The organism is Bacillus sp. AFS053548, from assembly GCF_002575105.1.
In the GTDB taxonomy this organism is placed as follows: Bacteria; Bacillota; Bacilli; order Bacillales; family Bacillaceae_G; genus Gottfriedia.
The window spans coordinates 24,647-51,265 of record NZ_NUHI01000021.1 but is presented as its reverse complement, the minus strand read 5'-3'; the positions used below and the strand labels follow the sequence as shown (position 1 = coordinate 51,265).

Below are 26,619 nucleotides of genomic sequence, written 5' to 3'. Positions count from 1 at the left end.
AGAAATGTAATATTATTATATAAAAATTATTATCAATTGTTTTAGTTATACGCCTTTTCATTTGGAAAATTATGTAAATGAACTGCCATTTAACTTCATAAAAAAATCGAATATTCAGCTGATTATCTTGTTCAACTAAAGCATGCGTTAGTTTAAGTACAATGCTTCACAATTCTATTTATGCACGATGAATGATGAAAAGTGTGCTAAAAACCAGCACCAAATAATTGATAAATTGGAGTTTAATCTTGAATGAATCGTACAGCATTTAAACCGATAATTTGAGAAGGGAGTGAAGTATTCCCATCAGGTAAAATAGGTGCGACTGATAGATCTGCCACCTTAAGGTTCTTTGTTCCAAAAACATTCAATTCGCCATCTACGACACCTTCTCGAACACTCCTTGCCATTTTGCATTGACCTCCAAAGTGGAAAACATTACGATATGAGGCTCTTACGAAACTTTCTAATTTTTTACGCTTTTCTTCAATATTTTTTATCTCAAAGATATTTTCAGGCGGGAATACGACTTTGAATATTCCTTCAGGATCGATTTCACGTGCTTTCTTCATAATGTTGTGGGTCTCAATAAACTGATCAACCATGAAATTCAGGTCATCTGCATCTCCAAGCGGATTAAGGTCTATGGAAGGATATGCCTCAGGATCGCTGTGTGAGACCATAATAGTACCTCTGCTTTTTGGGTTATCGTCAAAAAGTCCAAAACTTATGATATTGCTTTTCTTTTTAGGATCGAAATCCCAATTATTTTCCAATACCTCTGAGGCAGGAAGAAACGATGGTGCTGGTGATCCTATTATTTGAAGGCGACGCCCTCCTTTACCGCGATCTGCATTAAATGCACCTAGTGTAATTGGATTGTCTGGGTCTGCAGCCATGAGTTCTAAAATCCGATCGGTTTTAACTTCAACTCCCAATCCGGTTGTAAATTGGGTTTGAAAGTTATGTCCTACATTTGGACTGTAAATTAAAGTTTCTATACCTGCTCTTTTCAGATCATCCGGGTCCCAATTCCCGAACGCTGCAATATAACAGAAGATAAATTGCCTGCACAAAGAATTATTCCTTTTTTTTGCGAATGCTTTATTTGATTTGCCGTTTCTGACAAAGTCAACTCCAACTGCAACTTGAATTTTTCCATCTTGCTTAAATAGAATTTTATTTACTGTTGTTTTTACCAAAATAACTAACTCTCTGCCGCCAACTCCAATTTCATCTGGATGGAACTCATTTCCTTGTGTCACTATTTTACTATTTAAATATCCTGTTGCAGTAGATGAGCGAACAAATTTTCCATTTACTTCCTTATTTAAAAACTGTGATTTAAAGAAAGTACAATCCCTAATACCAGTATTGCAATCCTCGACTATGGGAATATCTAATATTTCTGATGTTGCTTTTGCTAATGTAACGGTAATCCCATCCTTAGGAATAATTTGTTGTCTGATAAAAATAGGGCCCTTTTTACCACGTTCTTCTGGTTGTTGAGTCTTTCCAGTATAGGTTTCATTTTTTTTGAATAGTGGCTTTAAACTGTTATAACTCCATTGAGGTCCAACTAGGCGTGCCCATTCATCATAAAGTTCCCTGCTTCCCCGTACAGCATACATGGCATTATGTTCAGAGCTTCCACCGATTGCTCTACCGCCTGATACTCTAAGTTGTTGGTTCCCAATTGCGGGCTGTACATTTGTAAATATATTAAAGGAATGCCTATTATCAGCAGACAAAACACCGGATACTGCACCTGAAGGACTGCTTAGCTCTTGAACCATATTTGTGCCTGGTTCCAAGACCAATACAGAAGTAATTTTGTCATCTGATAATTTTTTTGCAATTACACCACCTGCTGTACCTGCACCTATCACAATAAAGTCAAAAGTATTATCGTTCAACACTGTATCATTCCTTCCGTTACTGGGTTTGCATAAATGTGGACTATTCATTTTTATGATTTATTATCTAAACTTATGAAAATAAATGGCATTTACTGAAGCAATTACCTTCTTATTGGATATAGATGTATGTAATATCTTCTATACTCGCGCTAATAAATAAAGTAATAGAAAAATCCCAATTTCTTATTAAAAAATTAAGAAACTGGGATTTTTAATTTATTAAATTCCTTTAGGTTGAAAATCCAATATTCTTGACACTTCACTAAGAGTCAAAACAAGATATATTTAATCTTGTTTCACATCACTCTCTTCAACTATCTTCCCTCGATCTGAAATAGAAGTTGATTGATCATAATCGCCAGTGTTAAGTGTTGTTCAACTATTGCATGTGTTAGTTACATAAGCTGAATTCAAAATTGTTACAATTCTTTTATGTTAAAACTATATTTTTTCGTACTTATAACAATTTGTTATATATGACATTTTTGAATTTGGAACAAGTTTTTTAAAATAAAATAAAGACGTCTTCTTTAGGCATGCATTTTTTTACATGAATACCGTAAGGTTTTTTCATGGGAGTGCAATAAAAAAGAGTTGCCGAAGCAACTCTTTTTGTACAACTAATGCATTGTTATTGAACAAGGATATTTAATAAATTCTGCAAAAACTAATAGCTCCATTGTATAGCTTATATCTTTCTATAAGCCACGCCCAAGCTGTGAATCCCAAAGTATATTGCTTAAATATCCTTCTAATTTATTCTATCATTAATCATTCTAACTCCCCTGACTTTTCCATACCTCCCTTTTTGATACTCATATGTAATGATGTTAACATGATGGATAGAAAAAAATGTAAAAAGGGACGATTGTTACCATCATTTAACAATGTGTATAATTACGCAAGCATATCTTGATATTCCTTTTTGCGTTCAAATTCAGCCTTAGCAAATGGGCAAAGTGGCACAATCTTTTTGTCTTGTTCTCTCATCTCTTCTACAACAGAAGCAACAAGTTTACTGGCAATTTTTTGTCCTCGCAAGGATTCATCGACAAAAGTATGATCAATGATCACTTTTGATACTCCAGCTTGTACAAATGTAATTTCAGCGACGATTTTCCCTTCTTCATTCTCAATGAAGTGTTTTTTCTCTGCCTTTTCAATATTCATATTATTTATCATCCTTTTTATAAATATATTGTAGTGCACCACTTGGACATAAATCGATCGTTTTCATAGCTGAATCTACTTCTCCATTATCAGCAAGAATCCATGGCTTTCTTTTTGTATCAAACACTGTCGGCATTGTCCTTACACAATTACCTGAATGTGTACAGATATCTTTGCTGAAATAAACTTCAATCTCTTCTCCTGAATATTTCCGATATCCTTTATTTAGTAGGTCTTCTTTATTCATTTCATTATCTCTTCTCATTTTGTAAATTTTCTCCTATTTTTAAAGAAATCAATTTTTATTAGACATCTAACCTAAAAAGCACCTCCAAATTGTCGATAATTATTTATACGACTTTGGGAGTGTTTTTTCCTTTGTCTGAGGTTTTTTTTTTGACCGGAACCAATACTATATAAGAATTTAGCTTGCTAAAACAGTTATTATAATTGACTCTAAAGAAGGCATTAAACAAAAAAAAAGAAGCGTAATCATTTTAAATTTATTTTTGGGTTTAGTAGTTGTTAATTCATTATAGTCCTAACGCAATGCGTTAGTTGAACAAGAGTACAAGTCACTTATCTGGCTTTTTATATTGGATTATTTGGTAGAGTAGTTAAAGAAGAAGTAAGAGCTTTTAATCATTCATTTATCTATTGACTTAGAGTTTACTCTAATCAGTATAATTAAAAAAAATGAAGATGTACTGTAATCAGTTAAAGATTGGTTGCTTTATCTTCAAATGATTTAGATGAAAAATTAGAGTTGACTAATGTGAACAGTGATTTTTTCGATAATAGAAAGTAAAAAGAACAAAAAATTCAGTGAATTTGAACTAGAATGTTGGGAGTCGGTTTTATGGAGCAATCAAATAAAGCGTTTAGCGACACATTAATAAAATCATTAAGAGGAGAACGTGGTCATCTTCCTATCAAGAATGCTTTGTTGGATATAAACATGGATCTTGCAGGGAAAAGAATAGAAGAGTTACCTTATACTATTTATCAATTAGTCAAACACATGACATACTGGCAAGAATTTCTCTTATTATTCGCACAAGGGGAGAAACCAGAATTACCTTCCGATGTAAAAGAAAGCTGGCCTATTGAAGAGGGGCCAAGTAATGAGGAAGAGTGGAAACAGGTTATTCAGCATTTTCTTCAAGGGATAGAACAGGCATGTACGATTGCCCAAACTGTTCAATTAGACAAATCATTGGAGAAATGGCCAGGCGAATCACCAGGTGGTGTGCTACGCAATATTGCATCTCACAACTCCTATCATTTAGGTGAAATCGTACTAATACGCAGATTATTTAGCGCTTGGCCACCACCAACCGGAGGATATCCAGCCTAAACTTTGGATCAATAGTAATTTCATAACACATGGGAGTCAATGAGGCTCCTATTTTTCCTGTTTGCCCTTTTTTGAATAAGAAGTGATATAAGTGTTTATAGAAATTTAATTAAAAGTAGTAGAAATTCTTATATAACTAATAAATTCGTTAGTTTCTTAAGGTTTATATTTACTTTTTTTCATTTGAAGTGCCTTTAGCAGAACCTGTAAATGGATTAATTTCATAAGATAGATCTCTGCCAGCCTCTTTTTCTTCTTGATGAATTCTTTTTCCTAAAGATGCATAATACCAAATCCATGCACCTAACGCTAAGATACCACCGATTGTTGAAATCCAAAAATCCATTTAAATTCCCTCCAAAAAGTTCCAAATGCGAGATAGTTTGGGATTTGAACAATATCACCTTAAAGAAGGAAAGAAAATAAAAAAATGTAATGAGACTATAACATTTCACGGGACCTCAAGGACCAACAGGACCGGCTGGTGCAGGAGCAGGGTTTATTTATTTTAGTTCAGATCAATCACTTGCAAATAATGATTTCATGGGGCAAGGAACATCCTCACCAATGTTTAATCGAAATACGATTGTAATTCCACAAGCTGGTGTTATTACAGGAATCATATTCAGCCACAGTAAAATACAATCTCACTTTTATTACTATCACTCAAAAGTAATTTATAATATTTCATGCCTTCATCCACCCATTATTTTATTTCTATATATTAGCATTCCTTATTCAACTAAGCTGCCATTTAATTGAATAAGAAATCAACAATCTACTTTAACAGAGCCTTTTACTAAGAATTAAAAGGACTAAATTTCTAAAATAGAACTTCCCAATTATCTTTTTTTCTACAAATCTGTTTAAATAATCCACATAAAAAAACTACTTTACTAAATGTTAAGTAGTCAAAATTTTAATCTTCCACATTTATTTTTCGTGTATTGATATTCCTTTTATATATGAAGTAATTTCGTTATCAGGGATTAATTTGTAAGTTTTTTGTTGGGTATTCTCAGGGTTGAGCCGATCTTCATAAATAGCCCTTAAATGTGCAGTTCGATATAATTGGTTTTCAAATGAACCACGAGATATTTCTAATGGAAGTTCAACACCATTGAAAAATTCAACAACTGATCGATTGTATTTACCGCCTCTGAAATTTGCAACATGATTGTAGGAGATCCAAGAACATTCTACTTTTAAAGAAGATGAAGTGGGGAAAAAGAAAATTTGATTCATTGAGCTGATCGCTATTGGTGGTTTGTGAGTGATGGAAATCATTTGTTTAGTTCCTTCACGCCTACCCCGGTAACTACTCCCGAAGTAAGCACAGCTTCTTTCAATAATTTCAATCGGTTTCATTAAAACATAAAAACTATCATCTGTTTCATAAACCTTTGAAATTACAACTAAATCGACCGTAAATTCTGGAATGATTGCCATTGTTGACTTATTAATCTCGTACTCATTTAATACTTTAACTTGTCCTTTCACATGATTCATCCTTACAACTCCTTCTGTTATTAGTATTGAAATGTTAAATTTTGTTGGCTTCAAGACAGTCTCTTAAATAAATTGATTGCCAACAATTAAGTTTAACAAGTTCAGATAAAAAATTGTTAACATGAAGTATAGTAGCTACATTGATGTTAGAGAAATAATATCACAAATCTTTATTTGTAGAATCATTTTTTAAATACTTTAACAAAAGTGTCATTGTTTACTAAATTTTAGGATAATAGCCAATAGAAAAACCACCTTTCTCACAATTGAAAAAAGTGGTTTTTTATTAATTAGTTAGATGAAAATTGTTGTTCTTCAGTAGAGCCTTTGAGAGCTGTTGTTGAAGAAGTTCCTCCAGTAATTATTTGAGCTACTTGATCAAAATATCCAGTTCCAACTTCGCGTTGATGTCTTGTTGCAGTATAGCCATATTGTTCACTTGCAAATTCGGCTTGTTGAAGTTCTGAATATGCTCCCATTCCACGATCTTTGTAATTTCTAGCTAATTCAAACATGCCAAAGTTTAATGCATGGAAACCAGCAAGGGTAACGAATTGGAATTTATAACCCATTGCTGCAATTTGTTGTTGGAATGTCTCGATTGTTTCGTCATCTAGTTTCTTCTTCCAGTTAAATGAAGGTGAGCAGTTATAAGCTAGTAATTTACCTGGGAATTTGGCATGAATAGCATCTGCAAAACGTTTTGCATCTTCTAGGTTTGGCTCTGATGTCTCACACCAAACTAAGTCTGCATACGGTGCGTAAGCAAGACCACGAGCAATTGCTTGATCTAACCCCGCTTTCGTACGATAAAAACCTTCAGGTGTTCTTTCACCTGTAATAAATTGTTTGTCGACTGGATCAATATCACTTGTAATTAAATCTGCTGCATCTGCATCAGTTCGTGCAACAATAAGGGTAGGAACTCCCATTACATCCGCTGCTAAACGAGCAGAAATTAAGTTACGAACCGCCGTTTGTGTTGGTAATAATACTTTCCCACCTAAATGGCCACATTTTTTCTCCGAAGACAATTGATCTTCAAAATGTACACCTGCCGCTCCTGCTTCGATCATACTTTTCATTAGTTCAAATACATTTAATTGTCCACCGAAGCCAGCCTCTGCATCTGCCATAATCGGTGCGAAGTAGTCGATTTCTTCTCCACCTTCAACAAATTGAATTTGATCTGCACGTTGGAAAGCCTGATTAATTCGTTTTACAACTGCTGGTACAGAATTTGCTGGATATAAGCTTTGATCCGGGTACATTTGACCAGAAAGATTCGCATCAGCAGCTACTTGCCAACCACTTAAATAAATAGCCTTCAAACCTGCTTTTACTTGCTGAATTGCTTGATTTCCAGTTAATGCTCCTAGTGCATTAACATAGCTTTCTTCATTTAAAAGCTTCCATAATTTTTCCGCGCCTTTTTTTGCCAATGTTTGTTCAATATCGATTGATCCTCTTAATTTAATTACATCTTCAGCAGTGTATGTTCTTGTAATGCCATTCCATCTAGAATCAAGCTCCCAGCTTTCTTGTAATTCAGCAATACGCTTTTCACGATTTTTCGTCATATTCAATTCCTCCTAATTTTATAAAAAGTTATATCCTTTTAAAGTCAGAAAGTCAGCAAATTCATCGTTGCTAATTAATTCATCAAATAATCCAACTGCTTCATTAAATCGTTTTGCTTCAAATTGTTCTTTCCCAATTTCTAGTTGAAGCTTCAACATTTCTTCATTTTTTAATAAATCCACTAATTGTAAAGTAATGTTTGTACCATCCTCTAAAACACCTTTTTCATGACGCACCCATTGCCAAATTTGCGCACGCGAAATTTCAGCAGTCGCAGCATCTTCCATTAAGTTGTATAGCGGCACCGCACCTCGACCACTTATCCATGCTTCAATATATTGAATCGCAACTGTTATATTTGTTCTGAGACCTTGTTCAGTAATAACACCACTAGGAATCTCTAAAAGGTCCGCCTCAGTTATATTAACATCTTCACGTTTTCTATGAATCTGGTTTGGTGTAGGCATAAATCGATTAAACTGTTCAAGAGCAACAGCTACTAAACCAGGATGGGCTACCCAAGTTCCATCGTGTCCATCCTTTGCTTCACGCTCTTTATCTTTTCTTACCTTTTCAAACGCAACTTCATTTCGCTCTTTATCATCTTTAATTGGAATTTGAGCTGCCATTCCTCCAATTGCTGGAGCATTTCGACGATGACAAGTTTGAATAACTTTTTGAGAATATGAACGCATAAAAGGTACTTCCATTGTCACAACAGATCGATCAGGTAAAATAATTGATTTGTCGTATCGCATCATTTTTATAAAACTAAAAATATAATCCCATCTGCCGCAATTAAATCCCGCTGAATGATCCTTTAATTCATAAAGTATTTCATCCATTTCAAATGAAGCAGCAATTGTTTCGATTAATACAGTTGCTTTAATCGTTCCAACAGGTATATTCAATTCATTTTGAGCAAATAAAAAAACATCATTCCATAATCTTGCTTCCAAATAACTTTCCATTTTTGGTAAATAAAAATAAGGTCCTGAGCCATTTTTTATTGCTTGTTTCGCATTATGAAAGAAATAAAGTCCAAAATCTACTAAGCTACCAGACATATTTTCACCATTTACAGTGATATGTTTTTCTTCTAAATGCCAGCCCCTTGGTCGAACTAATAGTACAGCTGGCTTCTCTTTTAACTTATATGTTTTTCCATTTGAATGGAGTGAAATTGTTCGGTTCACAGCATCTTTTAAATTAACCTGACCCGAAATGATATTTTCCCATGTTGGAGAAGTAGCATCTTCAAAATCAGCCATGAAAACAAACGCATCAGAATTCAATGCATTGATAATCATTTTTCGATCAACTGGTCCTGTTATCTCTACTCTTCGATCTTGTAAATCCTCTGGAATAGGTGCAATTGTCCATTCACTTTCACGAACGTGTTTTGTTTCCTCTAAAAATTGGAGCTTTCCACCATTCTGTAAAAAACACATTCTTTCTTTTCTGTTTAATAACAGCTGTTGTCTACGTTGATCAAACTTCAGATGTAATTGCTCTAAAAAACTTAATGCTTCGGTCGTAAGAATGTCAGTTGAACCTTCTACATGATTACCTAGAACTTTGATTTTTGAAAGCTCAGTTGTCATATGATCCCTCCATTCAGTTATATAACAGATATTGATTACTTATGTTATTATATAACAGTGTATTCGGATTTGATATTAAATTCTGAAAATATTTCCAAAAGAATTTTCGACAGTTTTACTTTTTAAAGTGTGGTTGTTTATTTCAATTAAATAAAAAACACCCTATAAGGATGTTTTTAGACGAGTATCCATCTTTTGCAAATGGAGGAACAGTAAAATACGAAAATCAGCATTTTCTTTATAAAACTTACCTTTAGAATTACTTAAAATTATAATTTCTTTTCTTAATTACTTTATCATTTGTATAAAGTTCAACTTTGAATTGTCCTTTGTAAAGTCTAGTCCGATCTACCGATAAACTAGTTCCAGATGTATCTTGTTCTTCTGTCCATAATTTTTGGAACAGTACTTGATTTTTATCATTTTTTATTACTAATTCTCTTATATTCTTGTTAACTTTCCCTAAATTCGTATCTTGGTAGTCCACTGATACCCAAATTATTTTATTTAGATCGAGAGGTCCCTCATATTTTTCCATTTTCTGAGATTCTGCATTAATTACATAACCTAAGTGAAAATCTTCAATTTGTGCTCCATTGTCTTTAATAAAGTTTAGTAAAAGTATACTAAAAGGAACACACGAAATAATTAATCTACATATAAAGAGTATTCTTCTTTTAATAAGATCACCTCAGTAAAAGTTGTTATAGAGAATTAGATTTAATTTTCGATCATCATTTTATTGAATAAAAAGATATTTTTACTAAATTTAACTACCGCACCTAATTAAACACAATAAAATAAATGTGAAACTTTCAACAGATTTTATAACTTTTGATAATATGACACATTTAAAGTAGTTGACCCTATGTACAATTAAGACAGGGCGAAGCTATAATACAAAAAAAGCTTGTAGATCTTGGTATAAAACCAATCAATCTACAAGCTAAACATTCCACAAAGAATTTACTCTATTTATTGTTGATTCTTTTTTCAGCTGCCTCTAAATACTGCATTCTTTCCAACATTGTCGGATGATCATATCTAAATAATTTCACTAAAAATGGTGGATTTACTTGAGACAAACTGTTTTTGGATAACTTTTGAAACGCTATAATCCCTGCCTCCGGATCATGTGTTAGCTTAACAGCATATAAATCTGCTCTTTTCTCGGCACTTCTTGAAAATGCATTTGATATCGGATCTGAAATAAAGCCTACAATTCCACTAATTATCAAAAATAAGGTTAGGAGTACGGCCATTTTTTCGGTTGAATGACTGCTCCTATTCTTTGATTGTACATACTTCATTAATAAATGAATGATATACAGACCGACTAAACTACCTGCCAACATACCAAACATTGATTTATAGATGTCTTTATGGACGTAATGTGACATTTCATGAGCCATGATGAACATAATTTCATCTTCAGTCAGCCCTTTAAGAGTTGTATCCCATAATACAATCCTAGCGTTTTTACCTATTCCTGTAACATATGCATTATAAGTAGTTGTCTTTGTAGACATATTTACTTCATATACTCGATGTGCTGGAATATTTGCTTCTTTAGCAAGGGTAATAATTTTCTTTTCTAAATTTTTATCTTTTAATGGGTAGAAATCATTATATAAGGGATCTATTACTACAGGCTGAATAAATGTCAAGAAAACCGTAAAAGGAATACTTAATAACCATGCAGTTAGCCACCATTTTTTTGGTTGTTTTTTGATTAATAAATACACAACATACATCACAAAAAACATCATAGCAAAATTTATCCAAAAACCAATCATTTCATCCTTCATCCACGCATTAAATGATTGAACAGACAATCCGTATTTCGTCGATAATTTAAATCGATAGAAATCAATTGGAAATGAAACGATATATGTAGCGACCGAGACAAAGAAGAAATATAAAAAGACTTGTATAAACTTAAATCTAGTCAACTTAGATAATGAGTCACCTAATCTTTCAATTGATCCACTTAATAATAAAAGTGATAATACAATCCAATCAATCGGCAAGGTAATAAAGTAAAGAACATTTTTTAAAGTGCTATAACTAGAACTTAGATTAGCTTCCTTATGATTCATGAATGTATGTGGATCAACAAATGTTCCTTTATATTTTAAAGGTAGGTCAGAAGTCGTAAAAACATAAAAGTATAACAGGACTAAAATGATATAAACGAGATAGCCTAGACAGATGAATTTGGCTAATTTAGATTTAGTTGCTTTTTTCATAAAATCTCCCCCCATTCTATATTATCAACTTTGTCCAATTTTTTAGAACTTCAACCTATTATATTTTTATTTACTTTTTTCTATTTTAAAGAGATTTTTAGGAAAATAAAGATACACCCTTTATCAAACGTAAAAAATTCCGTCCAACACTTTTAGTATAAAATTGGGAAGATCTTAAACAGTTTTTATAAATACCAGGAATTAGTAATCTATTTTAATGGAGAGAAATTTAAAAATGTAAGGTGGGTATATCGGAGGTTATTTTTCATTTCTAGTATAAATTCAACTTTATTTTAGAGATAATTAGCAGACTAGAATCAATTTTTTATTTAAATTTGAAAGAATTAGAACAGTTTTACATGTTTTCCATTTGAAAGGATCAAATACTGTACATTTTTTGTGTGTAATACCTTAACTGGTATGTGTAATCTTTTATCTTATTTACAGATTTGTTATTTTTATTTGCAGTTTTAATATTTTTATTTGCAGATTTACTATTTTTATTTGCAGTTTGCCTTTAATTGCAGCTTGTCCTCGTTTATTTGCACAGTTGTGTCTCTTATTTGCTGTGCTCAAGGACTTATTTGCAGATCAGACTTTAACTACACTATCAGTTTTTAAAAGATTAGTATTACAACTATATATCCAAAATAAAAAAGGAGAGATTCCCTAAAAGAACTCTCTCCTCTATTACCTCAATTTATATTCTAACTGAATCTTTCAATGCTCTTCTAAGTATTTTTCCAGTTGCATTTTTTGGTAACTCTGGAATGAACTCTATTGATCTTGGTACTTTATATTTTGCTAAGTGCGCCTTGCAATATTCTGTCAAAGTCTCCACACTTAATGAAGGATTTTTTGAAACAACATAGGCTTTTACACTTTCTCCAAAATTATCGTCTGGTAATCCAATCACCGCACATTCAACAACATCTGGATGATTATAAATTACCTCTTCAACTTCGCGAGGGTATACATTATAGCCGCCAACAAGAATCAATTCTTTTTTTCGATCGACTATATAGAAATAACCATCTTCGTCAATTCTTGCTAGGTCACCAGTATATAACCAGCCATCACGTATCGTCATTGCTGTTTCTTCTGGCATATTATAATAGCCTTTCATTATATTTGGTCCGCGGACGATTAATTCACCTACTTCACCAACTGCTGCTTCTTCACCAAGAGCATTTATAACTTTATTTTCTACATTGCTAATATTTGTCCCAATTGATCCTGCTTTTCTCGGACGGTCTAATGGATTAAACGTCGTAACAGGTGAAGCTTCTGATAATCCATAACCTTCTGAAATAATAACTTTAAATTTCTTCTCAAAATTCTCTAAAAGTGCAACAGGCAATGAAGAACCACCTGAAATGCATAGACGAATTGACTCAAAGTCTTCTGTCTTTCCTTCAGGGAATTGATATAAGAAATTATACATTGTTGGCACACCAGCAAATACGGTTGCTTTGTATGTACGAATAATATCAAATATTTCTTTTGGGCTAAATTTAGGCACTAAAATAACAGTAGCTCCATACATTAAAGGTGCGTTTAAAGCTACAGTTAAACAAAATACATGGAAAGCAGGTAAAGTTGCAATTACCTTTTCTGTATTTGAAAAGCTTAAGAAGTGTCCAGCATCCATAGCATTCGAATAAAGGTTTTTATGCGTTAACATAGCTCCTTTTGGTTTTCCTGTTGTACCGGAAGTATATAAAATGACTGCTAAATCATCATCATGTAATTCAGGTCCTTTGAAATCTATATCTCCAAGTCCAACTACATTTGTAAACGATTTCAATTTATTGTTTTTAAATTCATAAGGATTTTCTTGTTTTGTTTCACAAATAATGAAGTGATCGATATAAGGAAGAATCGGTGAAGCTTTTTCTACAAGTGGAAGAAATAAGTCTAAGGTGATAACTGCTTTTGCGTCGCCGTTTGTTAATATGTATACTAATTCATCGGGTGCATATAAAGGATTAACCGGTATTACAGCCGCTCCAACCTTCAATGCACCATATAGCGCTATAATAAAATGAGGTGAATTACCAACAACTAGAGCTACTTTATCTCCTTTTTCAATGCCTAATTTTGAGAGGCCACTCGCAAATTTTGTAATATAGGTCTCTAGTGTTGAGTATGAAAATGTCTGCCCTTCAAAGATAATAGCAGAATGTTTTGGATGCCTCAAAGCTGATTGTGACAGTGTTTCAACTAAATTCAAGAAAAACTACCCCCTTTAAATATAAAAATTTAAAATATTCTAAATATATTATATTGCTAGAAAACAATTCTGACAAGTGAGAAAACTAGCACTTTTTAGACTTCTAATTTTTTAACAAACAAAAAAAGAGTAGTTTCCTACTCTTTTTTTAAAATAATAAACTCATAAATTCTTCTTTCGTTACATTACCGAAATAATGGGTAAAATTAATTTCATTTAGCTTATTTTCAATCTCTTGTTGATCAAATTTACTACCAATCAGAAGCTGTTCTATATCAGATACATCCCCTACCCCAAAGAAGTCACCATAAATTTTAACATTCTCAACGATTCCTTTGTTTACATCTAAACGAAGATCAATTGAACCAGCAGAGAATCTTTTACTTTGTTGAATATTGCATTTAGGAGATTTTCCAAAATTCCAATCCCAATTTCGGTATCTACTCTCAGCAAGTTCTTTAATATTTTTTATATCCTCATCTGTCCATTCATATCGTTCTATTCTTCCATGTTCTTTAAAAATAGATTTTAAAATTAAATCTTTAAATTCTAGGATTGTTAAATCGTCTTTTAAAAACTCCTTAATGTTTGCAACTCTACTTCGGACTGATTTAATTCCTTTGGATTGAATTTTTTCTAGCTTTACGTTTAATGCATTTACAACTTCATCTATATCACTATCAAACAATAATGTACCGTGGCTAAACATTCTACCTTTAGTAGAAAATTGTGCATTACCTGAGATTTTTCTGCCTTCTGCTAATATATCATTTCTTCCACTAAGTTCAGCATTTACACCGAGTTCCTTTAATGCCTCTATTACTGGCTCAGTAAACTTTCTAAAATTATGAAAACTGTCACCATCATCTTTTGTAATAAAACTAAAGTTAAGATTTCCTAAATCATGATATACCGCTCCACCGCCAGATAATCTACGAACTACATGGATATTATGATCATTTACATATGAAGCATTAATCTCCTCGGCAGTATTTTGATTTTTACCAATGATGATTGATGGTTCATTAATATAAAATAAAAAATATGTATTTTCAGGATCTAGATTTTTTAGCGCATATTCTTCCATCGCTAAATTTAATGTTGGATCCGTTATTCCCCTATTATCTAAAAAAAGCATATGTATCCTCCTATAATTTCGATTTCCATTCAAATCCTGTATAAGCTAAATGAACAAGTCCATTATAATACTTTTGGGCTTCATTTATTAAATCTTTTGTATTTCCACTATGAGGAAGATGTGATAATAATAATTCTTTTACATTCGCCTCATTTGCAATTGTGGCAGCATCTTTGCTGCTCATATGCCCCTTAGCTCCATCTTGATGTTCATACATATTACAGTCACTTATAAGTAAATCCGCGTTAGAAGAAAACGGTATGAACTCTTCCGTAAAGCTTGAATCCGCTGTATATACAACCGAATGATTTGCAGTTTCAATTCGCATCGCGAAACAATCAACTGGATGAACAGTCTTAAGAAAACGTATTGTAAATGGACCTAGATCGAGGGCCTCATTTGGATTATATACATATCCCTTTGTTGCTTCTTTATATGTTAATGAATTAAATTTTTCGAGATCAAAGTTATGTCCATAAATAGGTAAAGCAAACTTAAGCTTACCTGAGTTTACAAGTTGGAAGTATTGTAGCACACCTATATCTGCAATATGATCATGATGATAATGTGAAAGGATTACAGCATTTAGGCAATTAGGATCTATGTAATTTTGTAATGTAGCTAATGCACCTGAACCACAATCAACCAATAGATTAAAATTTTTTGATTTAAATAAATAACATGAAGTTGCTTCACCTTTACCTGGATAGCCGCCCCAATAACCAATAACGGTTACTTTCATAAAACAAACACACTCCTTTATACTTATTATTTCTATGAAAATTTAAATTTATAAGCTTGTCCTTACTGTTTAATAAAAATAGGCGTTTAGATTATTTTTTAAAAATTGTACTAATACAGATTGACACAAAATACGTTGTAGTAATACAATACTAATAAGTTAACTAAAGGAGAGGGTAACATGCTTGTAAAAATGTCCGAATTTTTGAAACTATTACCAAAGAAAATATGTAAACACTGTAATTCGACGATTGAAGAACAACATGATTGCTACAGTAACACTTGCTCAAATTGTTTAAAAGATAGTTTTTAAGTGAAGTCTTTTAGGAACATCAATTTTCTTAACGAAATTATTAAACATATTATTAGTACAAAGACAGAATAAAAAGAGCAACCTCAAAGTATCGATCTACTTTTTTGGTTGCTCTATTCTTTACTAGTTGTTTTAAAAGCCTTAATAATTTCGAACAGCTTGTTTTTCATGTGAGAACAAGTATTCAATTGTATCTGAAACTGCTTTTTCACCTTGATCTATGCAGTCTGGTAAGCCGGACCCATAAAATGAGCAACCGATTACCGATACACCAGGCATTTCTTTTTGTAAATATTGTTCCATATTTTTCGTACGCTCTTTATGATTAATCGTATATTGAGGCATAGCATCTTTCCATCTGGAAACTATATAAAACTCTGGTTTTTCAGTTATATCCATCGTTTTTCTTAAATCTTCTAAAACAATTTCAACAAGTTCTTCATCCGTTTTATCGACTATTTCCTTATTGTAAGGTCGTCCAACGTAACAACGTAATAGAACTTTACCTTTTGGACATGCATGTGCCCATTTTTTATGAGTCCAAGTACACGCTGTTATATTATAGTCATTATTACGTGAAACAACAAAGCCTGTACCATTTATATCCCTCTTAATTGCATGCTCTGGAAATGCAAGTGCAACATTCGCAACTGATGTAGAAGGAACTTTTTTGAAAGGCTCAAATACAGGTTTATTATTAAATAGTTGTGGAATGAAACGATGAGGTACAGTAACGATAATTGAATCTGATTCTATCTTTTCATTATTGCTAAGTAAAATCTCATATTTTTTTCCAATTTTATTTATATTAACTACTTGTACACCTTTTAAAACTTCCTCTTGATCTAACTCTTTTTCAATTCGTTCAACGATTGTTTGAAGACCTGTACTTACAGTCTGGAAAATTCCTTTTCTCGGACCTTTTGATTTCTTCACAGGCATCTCTTTTTTCATTCCTAGAACAATACTTTGATGTTTTTGTTCAATTTGGAAGAATTGAGGGAACGTTGCCATTAAACTCATTTGGTCAATGTCGCCTGAATAAATACCTGATAAAAGGGGTTCAATTAGATTCTCAACTACTTCATTACCAAGTCTTCTTCTAAAAAATTTACCTAATGACATATCCCCTTGGACATGTGTTTTTGGTAAAACAAAATCTAAACCTGCACGGATTTTTCCTGCTGGTGAAAATAGACCTGAAAAAATAAAAGGCTTGATTTGTGTAGGTATCCCCATGTTTGAACCTTCTGGCATACCATGTAATTTATTATGGGCTAGTACATACGATTTACCAGAAGAGTTAAAAACGATTTGATCTTGGATACCTAAGTTCTCAGCTAATCGATATGCACTCTTTTTCCTTGCCAAAAATGAGTCAGGACCACGCTCAATAACAAACCCATCTTTTCTAATTGTTTGGATTTTTCCTCCAAGCCTTGATGAACCTTCAATTAATTGAATATCAATTGGAAGATTATTTTTTAATTTTTCTTGTTTTAAATAGTAGGCAGATGTCAATCCAGTAATACCGCCACCAATAATGACAACCTTCTTATTCACTTCTTTACCTCCTATTTCAAAACCATATTATTGTTCGTTTAATTTTCTTAATACAACCGTACTAAGCCCACTAATAAATAATGGATCCGTATTAGGCATCGGTGGACGAACATATGCTTTTTGAATTTCATCCGTTACTTGTTTACACTCTATATCATTATCATACAGTACTTCTAAATGCTCACTTACAAATCCTAATGGTAAGTATACATAAGTTTCAAAATCATAATTTTCATTTAACTCACGTGTTAAATCTTGTACATCAGGTCCAAGCCAAGGATCTGGTGTATTACCAGCACTTTGCCATCCTAGAAAATAATGACGAATATCAGATTGCTGAACGACTAACTCGGCAGTTTCCTTAAGTTGCTCTGGGTATGGATCTCCAAGGTTAAGAATTTTTTCAGGTAAACTATGCGCTGAAAAAATAAACGCCGTTTTCACACGTTGCTCTTCATTCATTGGTTCAAGAATTGCTTCTACTTCACGAACCCAATATTGAATAAATCGTTCTTCTTTATACCAATCATCTACATGGATAATTTTTGGTCCGTCTATTTTTTCTGAATGATTTGTAGCACGTTCGTTATATGACTTTACACTAAAAGTAGAATAATGTGGTGCAAGTACGATACTAACTGCTTTTGTTATACCATCTTTTTTCATTTCATCTACTGCATCTTCAATGAATGGTTCAATATGTTTCAGTCCAATATACATTTTGAATTCTACTTTGTCTTGGATCTTATTTAAATCTTCTTCTAATGCTTTTGCTTGTTCAATTGTTATTTTTGCTAAAGGAGAGATTCCTCCAATTGCACGATATCGTTCAGTCAGTTCTTCTAGCGCCTCTTGTGAAGGCTTTCTACCTCTACGAATATCTGTATAATAACGCTCAATATCTGATTCTTTATATGGCGTGCCGTAAGCCATAACTAATAAACCGATTTTTTCTTTCATGTCATCACCATAGTCCTTTTATATTAAGCTTTAACCCTTGATGAATACTCATGTACAAAACTTGTTAATCGTTTAAGAGTATCAGGATTTACTTCAGGGAATACCCCATGACCTAAGTTGAAAATATGACCTGGATTTGCCATACCCTCATCTAATATTTCCTTTGCACGTTTCTCAATTTGTTCCCATGGTGCTAATAAAAACGCAGGATCTAAATTACCTTGAAGCGTTTTTGTAATCCCTAAAGAGCGAGCTTCAGAAATAGAAGTTCTCCAATCTAGTCCAATTACATCTACAGGCAGTTCATTCCATTCATGAATTAAATGGCTTGCTCCAATTCCAAACATAGTTGATGGAATATGGTCTGCTTTAAGAGCTGTAAAAATCTTTTCCATACATGGTTTAATATAAATGCGATAATCAGTTGCATTCAAAGCACCAACCCATGAATCAAATAATTGAATTGCGCTTGCCCCTGCTTTAACTTGTGCTTTTACGTATTTGATTGTCATGTCTGCTAAATGATCCATTAAAGCAAACCATGCTTCTGGCTCTGCGTACATAAATGATTTTGTTTTATTATAGCTTCTAGAAGGTCTACCTTCGATCATATAGCTAGCAACTGTAAAAGGTGCACCTGCAAATCCAATTAATGGAACAGAAAGAACCTCTGTTGTTAATAATTTAATCGTCTCATAGATATAAGGTAGTTGCTCTTCTGGATGAATATCAGTTAACTTTTTTACATCTGCTAATGAACGAATAGGATTGCTTATTACCGGTCCTACCCCTGATTGAATTTCTACGTCTACTCCAATTGCAGGAAGTGGAGACATAATATCTTTATATAAAATAGCTGCATCAACATTATATTGGTCCACTGGTAGCGCTGTTACGTAAGCGCATAATTCAGGTTGATGAGTAATTTCAAATAAAGAATATTTTTCTTTTATTTTTCGGTATTCTGGCTGAGAACGCCCTGCTTGTCTCATATACCAAACTGGTGTATGCGTTACTTCTTCTCCTCTAATCGCTTTAAGAAATGTATCGTTAAAATCTTTTTTCATCCTTCAAAGTCTCCCTTTCACTTTTCCAAACTCTACTATTAAATATACTGATTGAACCATTAATTGTATAGAAAACTCGAATTTTGACACATAATGTTCACTGATTTTACAATTTTTCTCAATTAATAGGCCTATTTCACTACCAGACTTTTCCCATTAAAAATTATATCAAAATATGTCTAAAATATCGAATTAATAATCTTTATTTATTAATACTTTTTATAAAATAAAGGGGTTTTATAATTTTTTTTTAATGTTCGGTTAATCGTTATCTCATCGTTCAAACTTCTTAATCTCTTTACTATTCTTTTTTAAGAGATACAGTTTTTACAATCGTAGATTTAATAGGAAATAAAAAACTCCCCTTCAAATCATTTGATAAGAAGGAGAGCCTTAAAATGTCTATTCCTTATTTCTTATGTTGGGTTTGACAAGTTTAGACCTGTCACCTTCTTCTTTTGTTTGAGGATTGTACGGTACTACATAATAAGAAGGGACATTAAATACATTTACAAAGGAATCCTTGTACTCATCTAAACCAGTAACAGTATCTATTAATTTCTCTTTTCCATTCTTCACTCGATAGATTCGATATTGCTGTCTGTGGTCAGTTGGTGCAGTCCAATTAATGACGACAGTGAATAATCCAAATGGAGAGAATGATACTTTTGATTGAACATTTGAAATAGGCTCTAAATTTATCGGTGATTCTAAATCGTCTATATTTTTTGGCTTTTTAAATTTGGTAGATGGTTCTCTTCCTGCTTCACTTAAAATCTTTTTAAATAAAATGGTTGGGTATGTACTACCATTTCTTAAAAAATGTTTTGAATCTGTTTTATCATATCCCATCCAAATTGCGCCTACAACGTCTGGTGTATAGCCTACAAACCAAGCGTCTTTGTTTCCATTTGTTTGGCCAGGTATATTTGTAGATCCCGTTTTACCAGCTAAATCGCCAGTAAAACTTCCTCTACTAGCCGTACCTTCATTTACAACACCTTTAAGCATTTTTGTCATATACCAAGAGGTTTGTGATGAAAACACTTTATATTCCTTAATTTTCGCTTCGCCAACTAATTCATTGTTCCGATCATAAATTGCATTAATAACAAAAGGCTCTAATGCATCTCCATCATGATCAAAGGCACTATATGCTTTTACTAGCTCTAAAGGTGTTAAACCAATCTTAAGTCCTCCTAGCGCCATACTTAAACCTTGATCGGGAATATTCAAATCCATTTTTTCTAGATACTCTTTTGCATGATCAATTCCTATATCATTTAATAACCAAACTGCTGGTACATTTGCTGACTCTATTAATGCATTAAACATCGAAATCGTTTTCGTATAAACACCATTATAATTTTTCGGTTTATAGTCTCCTAACGCACTTTGTTCATTTGGTAATAAAGAATACGGATTGTAGTTTCCCGTTTCAAGCGCTGGCGAATAGACAAGTAAAGGCTTCATTGTTGAACCTGGTTGTCTTTTCACGTTAATACGATTTAAACCTTGAAAATAGTAATTTCTACCTCCAATTGCCGCCTCTACACCGCCTGTTTCGGAGTTTATTAATACGAAGGCTCCTTCAGCATTTTGATCAGTTCCCGGAAAATAGTTTCCATTTTTAAAATATTTATAGGCGGTTAATTGTGTTTTTTTATGGATTGGAACGACAACTTTGTATCCACCATTTAAAAGTTTGTCATAAGAAATGCCATATTTCTCTTTTGCTTCTTTTATAACCATATCAATATATGTAGCATATCCGTTTTCAAATTTTTGTTCCGTAATATGTAATACTGTTGGCTTGCTTTTGGCTTTCTGATACTCAGATTCAGTTATATAATGCGTATCTAGCATTTTATAAAGAACAAGATTCCTACGTTCTAAAGATCGCTCTGGTTGTGTGACTGGATCATAATGTGATGGTGCTTTTAATAAGGCTGCTAACGAAGCACTTTCCTCAATAGTCAAATTTTTAACATCTTTCCCGAAATAATATTTCGCAGCCCCACCTATGCCATATACTCCGTGACCGAAATAAACCTGATTTAAATACATTTCTAGTATTTGATCTTTTGTATACTTTCTTTCTAGATTAATTGCTATAATTACTTCCTTTGTTTTTCTCATAAATGTTTTGTCGTTCGTCAAAAAAACATTCTTTGCAAGTTGTTGAGTAAGTGTACTCGCACCTTGTACTTTACTAAATGCTTTTATATCATTTACTATAGCCCGAAAGATTGATTGTGTATCAATTCCATGGTGCTTATAGAAACGTTCATCTTCAATTGAAACTACTGCTTGTTTAGTATAATCAGGTATATCACTAATTGAAACGATTTGATGATTTTCATTATATAGCTTCGAGATAAAATTCCCCTCTAAGTCTACCATTTCCGATGATGAATGGACGACTAACTTATCTTCATCTATAACATAATTACCTAAGAAAACGATTAGTAAAAATCCTACAAAGCTAATTAACAGGACACTTAACAGTCCTATTGCTAAATATCCCCATTTTTTCAATTATTTCACCTTCATTTCTCTTACCATATAACAAATAGTATATCCATTTATTCCCATGAATAAGTCATTATTTCCTTTTTTTCGATGTATATTTCCTTGGAAATACATTTTTCGCCATATCTTAACTGAAGATAATTTTAAAGGATATCAATTACATTTCTTGAATAGGTTATATAGATAGTAAGTAGGAGGGTGAAATAATGTCAGATTTATTTTCTTTATTAGATTCATATTATCCGGAAATGGTATCTACACGTAGATACTTACATGAAAATCCTGAGCTTTCATTTAAAGAATACGAGACAGCAAAATTCATTCAAAACTTTTATCAACAATTAAATATTCCATTCAAATCAAACGTCGGTGGAAATGGTGTTGTTGCTACAATTAATGGTCGTAACCCTGGAAAAACAATCGCTTTACGAGCTGATTTTGACGCTTTACCTATTCAAGATGAGAAAAATGTTCCTTATTCCTCAAAAGTGCCTGGCGTTATGCATGCATGTGGTCATGATGGCCACACTGCTACACTATTATATCTAGCAAAGGCACTTCATGAGCAAAGAGATTTATGGGACGGTAAAGTTGTGTTCCTTCACCAACATGCAGAAGAATATGCACCAGGTGGAGCAATTTCTATGATTGCCGATGGCTGTTTAGACGGTGTTGATGAGGTTTATGGAACTCATTTATGGGCAATTGAAGAATTAGGAACAATTGGTTATCGAAAAGGCCCAATCATGGCAGCAGCTGATCGTTTTTCAATCACAATCCAAGGTCAAGGCGGTCACGGTGCGGAACCCCATCGAACAAAAGACAGTATTGTAATTGCTAGCCAACTTGTTATGGCACTTCAACAAGTTGTTAGTCGAGAAACAAATCCAATTGACACCGTAGTGTTATCGATTGGAAGTTTCGAAGCAAAAAATGCTTTTAATGTAATCGCCGATCGAGCAACCTTAATAGGAACGGTTCGTACGTTCAAAAAGGAAACACAGGAAAAAGTAAAAAAACAAATTGCTAGAATCATTAAAGGAATTTGTCTAGCAAATGATGTTACATACGAATATAAGTACGATGATGGATATCCTCCAGTAGTAAATCATGAAAAAGAAACTGATTTATTAGTTAAAGTAGCCGAATCAATTGAAGAAGTTAATCAATTAAAAGAAATGGACCCTAAAATGGGCGGAGAAGATTTCGCATACTACTTACAAAAAGTACCAGGAACTTTCTTCTTCACAGGAGCTAAACCTCCTCACGCTACAGAAGCATACCCACATCACCATCCAAAATTTGATTTTGACGAAAAAGCAATGCTAATTGCAGCAAAAACACTAGGGACTGTGACATTAAATTCATTAAAACAATCACAAAAATTAGTTGAGCAAAAATAAAAAGAAGGAGAACTTTTTAGTTCTCCTTTTAGTATGTAACTTCTTAGATGATATCTCCCTTCTTCTTCATATACCTTAACCGATAAGCATTTTTAGCCGTTTCACCTAATTGTTCAAGAAGTTGATAATTTACATAAGCTCCAACCGGTGCTCCAATAATAGGGACTAATTGCAGAAGTTTTGCTAAATCGATATGATCCCGATATTCTAGTTGTAATTGCTCCCAATTGACTTGGGGATTTTCATCTACTTTATCTTCCCACTTTTCAATAACTGAAAAAACTTTTTTCCGATGGCTATCACTTGAAAAAGCAAGTTGAAAGATATACAGCATAAATTGTCTTTCAAGTTCATCTTTAGGTGAGTAACCATATATTTTTGCTGCCTCAACTAAAAACCTAATTTTTATCCCTAGCAATAACGGAAAATCGGCAAGACCGAGTAATATTCCACCCGCTCCTGTACCCGCACCTTCTACAGCTGAAATCTTTTTGTACTCATTTAACTTTTTATCTAAGATTAAATCTCTTTCTCTAAGTGTTAATGCTTCATACTCTTCACCACTGCCATTAAAAACAGTAGACCCTCCCATAAATAAAACCATCATATTTTTAACGGTTTTTGTAAGCAGATCTTGGATTTGTTCTGGTAATAATGATTGAAGCTTTAACTGAACTTTTTTTGCAGAAGTTTGAAAAACATTTGAATCGGACATTACTTTTTGTTTCCATCTAGATAGTTCGTACTCAATACGAAGTTCATAAGAATCCATTTTGTCCACCCTTTACAATTTTTGTGGCTGACTTAACCTTTTAAGCACATAAAATTTAATTAACCACATTGAAAATAAAGTATACACAACGATTGCAATAGCAAAGTTTAAAATTGATAAGCCCTTTATTAAACCAATGATACTAAAAACTAGACTACATATTATCAGTAGTATATACAAAAGTGTCGAAATAGATTTTTTATTTTCTTCATTTGTATAAGGATAAATTTTCCACAACAAATGATAGTTATACTGTTTTAATATTGACATATTCTGTAGAGAAATTACGTAAAGAAATAAAATGCCAATCAATATTTTCCCAATTGTAGTTGGCACCAAGTAAACTACAAACCCACCTACGAAAATTTGTCTTAAAAACATACTTAAATAGTTACCATTTCGGATAAATGTACGAACTAGTAAATAATTCGCAGCATTTCTCATTTTAATTTTATTAATGATTGGATCGGCCCATTTTCTTCGCTTAACTTGCTGTTGAATAGATGGCACATCAGTAAACATATTCGCAAATCGATAAAAAGTCGATAATCTTGAAGTATCAAGTTTAACATTTCTTTCCCATTGTACTCTTTTATTTTTACTACCTATTTGAATAGATAATGCATAAACAGCTAAAATTACGATCATTATTACAAGGAAAAAACTGCTCCATTTACTTAATAAACCATAAATAAATAGGAAAGTACCTAGCAACCTTAAACAATAATCAAAAGCTCGGTTTAAAACACCACTATTTGTAAGTTGTAAGAATGAAACAAAAAGATTGTATCCTTTTAATAAGAAAATTATTACCATAAAGACGATAAAACTTGTTGTTTGTCCTAGTGAAAATTTCTTATAAATTGGATAAATCACCCCTAACATCATTAACATTAAATAGACCTGAACGATGTACGAAATTAAAAAGGAGCGGATAAAGTAACTTTTCATCTTTTTTTCCAAAGGTAGTAAATAATGTAAATCAGGTCCTTTAAAAAAAGTAGTTACTTGACCAGTTACAACAAGAAAACTAAAAAGAATAGTGATTAATAAAATAACCGGAAAATCTAGAGAAATTGTTTTTAGCATTTGTTGATAATAATATGCTCCTCCTCCAAAGCCAAAAACAATTACAAACTTTATATGATCATTAAATATATAACGACCATATTTACTCATTTCTTTTATAAAGCTCCTAAACCGTGCTAACCATAATTCTTTTATCGTACTCATATTTCTTTTTCCTTCGTTGCAAAAATATAAATTTCATCTAATGAAGCATTTGACATATTATATTGAGTTTGTAATTCGTTTAATGTACCTTTTGCAATAATTACTCCTTCATGCAAAATAATAAATGAATCACAATAAATTTGAGCAGTCGATAAAATATGAGTAGACATTAAAATGCCTGCTCCTTTTTCTTTTTCATTGTTCAAAATCTCAAGTAAATCATTTATCGCGATTGGATCAAGTCCTAAAAATGGTTCATCTATTATGTATAACTGCGGTTGGACAATAAGGGCACAAATGATCATTACTTTTTGTTTCATCCCTTTAGAGAATGTCGAAGGAAAATATTTTCTCTTATCATATAATCTAAATGTTTTTAATAGCTCTTCACTACGTTTTTTAAAATCCTTATCAGGAATATTGTATGCCAAGGCTGTAATTTCAAGATGTTCCTGTAAAGTTAATTCATCATAAATCATCGGTGTTTCAGGAACGTATGATATGCTAGCACGATATGCAGTTGGATCTTTATCAAATGATTCACCATTAATTAATATATCACCTTTAGATGGCTTCAAAAGTCCCAAAATATGTTTTATAGTCGTACTCTTACCGGCACCATTTAACCCGATTAACCCAACAAGCTCATTCCTATTAATCGTAAATGAGACATCTTTAATGACAGGCTGTCTAGTGTATCCGCCTGTGACATCTTTTACATGCAATAAAGTCATTCTTTACAAATCCTTTCAAATGTACTTTTCCTATAAATTTTATTGTATCAAATAATAATCTTAACTGCCTTATTATCATATTTATGGAATACTAAAAAAAAATCCTTCTTTTTTTGAATACTATTTTAGGTTAAGGGTATTATAATTCATGAAGGGAAAGCAACACACTTTCCAGTTCAAAATTTGAAATGAGGTGTGTGTTAAAGGAAATTTAATTTGCGTTCAAACCTAAGTCAGATCATTGTTTAAGTGAAATGAGGTATCTCCAAAGATTAACATAGTTGTCATACACAGCAATGCAAAAATCTAAGGAGATGGTGCGCTTGAACATAATCTATAAAAACAAAGGTCATTAGTATACCAATTTGTAAATGAGGTGTCTCGAGCAGAACATATAATTTATTTATAGGTGTACCAATTTATTGAACATTAAAGCAAATGAGGTGTCTGTTAAAGACAATTTAACTTATTAACCTAAAATCTTTTCTAAAAATCTTTCCCCTTCATCAAGGAGCAACTATTGGTTGCTCCTTGTTTTATG

22 protein-coding genes are annotated in these 26,619 nt (G+C 32.5%); 3 read left to right on the top strand and 19 right to left on the bottom strand.

Annotated features, from left to right (window positions below; genetic code table 11):
* Positions 1 to 242: 242 nt before the first annotated feature.
* The 3 genes from CN946_RS10935 to CN946_RS10925 all read right to left on the bottom strand — a co-directional run bounded on the left by CN946_RS10935 (position 243) and on the right by CN946_RS10925 (position 3,336).
* A complete protein-coding gene (locus tag CN946_RS10935) occupies positions 243 to 1,919 on the bottom strand; it encodes a GMC family oxidoreductase (RefSeq protein ID WP_286133904.1) in 1,677 nt (558 codons plus the stop codon).
* Between the two features lie 897 nt (positions 1,920 to 2,816).
* The gene (locus tag CN946_RS10930; RefSeq protein ID WP_098861140.1) at positions 2,817 to 3,089 is read right to left on the bottom strand and encodes a GNAT family N-acetyltransferase; all 273 of its coding nucleotides are present in this window, start codon (positions 3,087 to 3,089) and stop codon (positions 2,817 to 2,819) included.
* A 1-nt stretch (position 3,090) separates the two neighbouring features.
* Complete coding sequence (locus tag CN946_RS10925) at positions 3,091 to 3,336, bottom strand: (4Fe-4S)-binding protein (protein ID WP_084006805.1); 246 nt, start codon at positions 3,334 to 3,336, stop codon at positions 3,091 to 3,093.
* A 612-nt stretch (positions 3,337 to 3,948) separates the two neighbouring features.
* Here CN946_RS10925 and CN946_RS10920 point away from each other — a divergent pair.
* Positions 3,949 to 4,446 (top strand): DinB family protein, encoded by a 498-nt coding sequence (locus CN946_RS10920; RefSeq protein ID WP_098861139.1) that lies wholly within the window; start codon positions 3,949 to 3,951, stop codon positions 4,444 to 4,446.
* A gap of 169 nt (positions 4,447 to 4,615) precedes the next feature.
* Here CN946_RS10920 and CN946_RS23460 read toward each other — a convergent pair whose 3' ends face one another.
* The 9 genes from CN946_RS23460 to CN946_RS10880 all read right to left on the bottom strand — a co-directional run bounded on the left by CN946_RS23460 (position 4,616) and on the right by CN946_RS10880 (position 15,502).
* On the bottom strand, positions 4,616 to 4,792 hold the full coding sequence (locus tag CN946_RS23460) for a hypothetical protein (protein WP_176547295.1): 177 nt from the start codon (positions 4,790 to 4,792) through the stop codon (positions 4,616 to 4,618).
* Positions 4,793 to 5,379: 587 nt separating this feature from the next.
* Entirely contained in the window at positions 5,380 to 5,955 is a 576-nt protein-coding gene (locus tag CN946_RS10915) for a competence protein ComK (RefSeq protein WP_098427758.1), read from the bottom strand.
* A gap of 290 nt (positions 5,956 to 6,245) precedes the next feature.
* On the bottom strand, positions 6,246 to 7,535 hold the full coding sequence (gene aceA, locus CN946_RS10910; protein ID WP_098861138.1) for an isocitrate lyase: 1,290 nt from the start codon (positions 7,533 to 7,535) through the stop codon (positions 6,246 to 6,248).
* A gap of 18 nt (positions 7,536 to 7,553) precedes the next feature.
* Positions 7,554 to 9,140 carry a malate synthase A gene (gene aceB / locus CN946_RS10905; protein WP_098861137.1) on the bottom strand — a complete coding sequence of 529 codons (1,587 nt, stop codon included), beginning with the start codon at positions 9,138 to 9,140 and terminating at the stop codon, positions 7,554 to 7,556.
* A gap of 259 nt (positions 9,141 to 9,399) precedes the next feature.
* A complete protein-coding gene (locus CN946_RS10900; RefSeq protein ID WP_098861136.1) occupies positions 9,400 to 9,678 on the bottom strand; it encodes a hypothetical protein in 279 nt (92 codons plus the stop codon).
* Positions 9,679 to 10,111: 433 nt separating this feature from the next.
* On the bottom strand, positions 10,112 to 11,389 hold the full coding sequence (locus CN946_RS10895; protein WP_098861135.1) for a M48 family metallopeptidase: 1,278 nt from the start codon (positions 11,387 to 11,389) through the stop codon (positions 10,112 to 10,114).
* A 700-nt stretch (positions 11,390 to 12,089) separates the two neighbouring features.
* Positions 12,090 to 13,622 (bottom strand): fatty acid--CoA ligase family protein, encoded by a 1,533-nt coding sequence (locus tag CN946_RS10890; protein WP_098861134.1) that lies wholly within the window; start codon positions 13,620 to 13,622, stop codon positions 12,090 to 12,092.
* A 148-nt stretch (positions 13,623 to 13,770) separates the two neighbouring features.
* A complete protein-coding gene (gene lplA / locus CN946_RS10885) occupies positions 13,771 to 14,760 on the bottom strand; it encodes a lipoate--protein ligase (RefSeq protein WP_098861133.1) in 990 nt (329 codons plus the stop codon).
* A gap of 10 nt (positions 14,761 to 14,770) precedes the next feature.
* On the bottom strand, positions 14,771 to 15,502 hold the full coding sequence (locus CN946_RS10880) for an MBL fold metallo-hydrolase (RefSeq protein ID WP_098861132.1): 732 nt from the start codon (positions 15,500 to 15,502) through the stop codon (positions 14,771 to 14,773).
* 180 nt (positions 15,503 to 15,682) lie between these two features.
* Between CN946_RS10880 and yhfH the strand changes: the two genes are divergently transcribed.
* Positions 15,683 to 15,814, top strand: a complete 132-nt coding sequence (yhfH, locus tag CN946_RS10875) for a protein YhfH (protein WP_097973739.1) — start codon at positions 15,683 to 15,685, stop codon at positions 15,812 to 15,814.
* 141 nt (positions 15,815 to 15,955) lie between these two features.
* Here yhfH and hemY read toward each other — a convergent pair whose 3' ends face one another.
* From hemY to CN946_RS10855, 4 genes are all read right to left on the bottom strand, one after another.
* Positions 15,956 to 17,377 carry a protoporphyrinogen oxidase gene (gene hemY / locus CN946_RS10870; RefSeq protein ID WP_098861131.1) on the bottom strand — a complete coding sequence of 474 codons (1,422 nt, stop codon included), beginning with the start codon at positions 17,375 to 17,377 and terminating at the stop codon, positions 15,956 to 15,958.
* A gap of 27 nt (positions 17,378 to 17,404) precedes the next feature.
* The gene (gene hemH, locus CN946_RS10865; protein ID WP_098861130.1) at positions 17,405 to 18,337 is read right to left on the bottom strand and encodes a ferrochelatase; all 933 of its coding nucleotides are present in this window, start codon (positions 18,335 to 18,337) and stop codon (positions 17,405 to 17,407) included.
* Positions 18,338 to 18,360: 23 nt separating this feature from the next.
* Positions 18,361 to 19,404 (bottom strand): uroporphyrinogen decarboxylase, encoded by a 1,044-nt coding sequence (gene hemE, locus CN946_RS10860; protein WP_098861129.1) that lies wholly within the window; start codon positions 19,402 to 19,404, stop codon positions 18,361 to 18,363.
* Between the two features lie 402 nt (positions 19,405 to 19,806).
* A complete protein-coding gene (locus CN946_RS10855; protein WP_098861128.1) occupies positions 19,807 to 21,942 on the bottom strand; it encodes a transglycosylase domain-containing protein in 2,136 nt (711 codons plus the stop codon).
* Positions 21,943 to 22,142: 200 nt separating this feature from the next.
* Here CN946_RS10855 and CN946_RS10850 point away from each other — a divergent pair, with 200 nt between their 5' ends.
* Positions 22,143 to 23,339, top strand: coding sequence for a M20 family metallopeptidase (locus CN946_RS10850; protein WP_176547294.1), 1,197 nt, complete (start codon positions 22,143 to 22,145; stop codon positions 23,337 to 23,339).
* A gap of 43 nt (positions 23,340 to 23,382) precedes the next feature.
* On the opposite strand, the gene CN946_RS10845 is transcribed toward CN946_RS10850, so the two are convergent.
* From CN946_RS10845 to CN946_RS10835, 3 genes are read right to left on the bottom strand one after another with little or no spacing between them, the layout of a single operon-like run.
* On the bottom strand, positions 23,383 to 24,111 hold the full coding sequence (locus tag CN946_RS10845; RefSeq protein WP_098861126.1) for an EcsC family protein: 729 nt from the start codon (positions 24,109 to 24,111) through the stop codon (positions 23,383 to 23,385).
* A gap of 12 nt (positions 24,112 to 24,123) precedes the next feature.
* Entirely contained in the window at positions 24,124 to 25,344 is a 1,221-nt protein-coding gene (locus tag CN946_RS10840; RefSeq protein ID WP_098861125.1) for an ABC transporter permease, read from the bottom strand.
* On the bottom strand, positions 25,341 to 26,078 hold the full coding sequence (locus CN946_RS10835; protein ID WP_098861124.1) for an ABC transporter ATP-binding protein: 738 nt from the start codon (positions 26,076 to 26,078) through the stop codon (positions 25,341 to 25,343). The genes CN946_RS10840 and CN946_RS10835 overlap by 4 nt, the downstream gene beginning before the upstream one ends.
* Between the last annotated feature and the right edge of the window lie 541 nt (positions 26,079 to 26,619).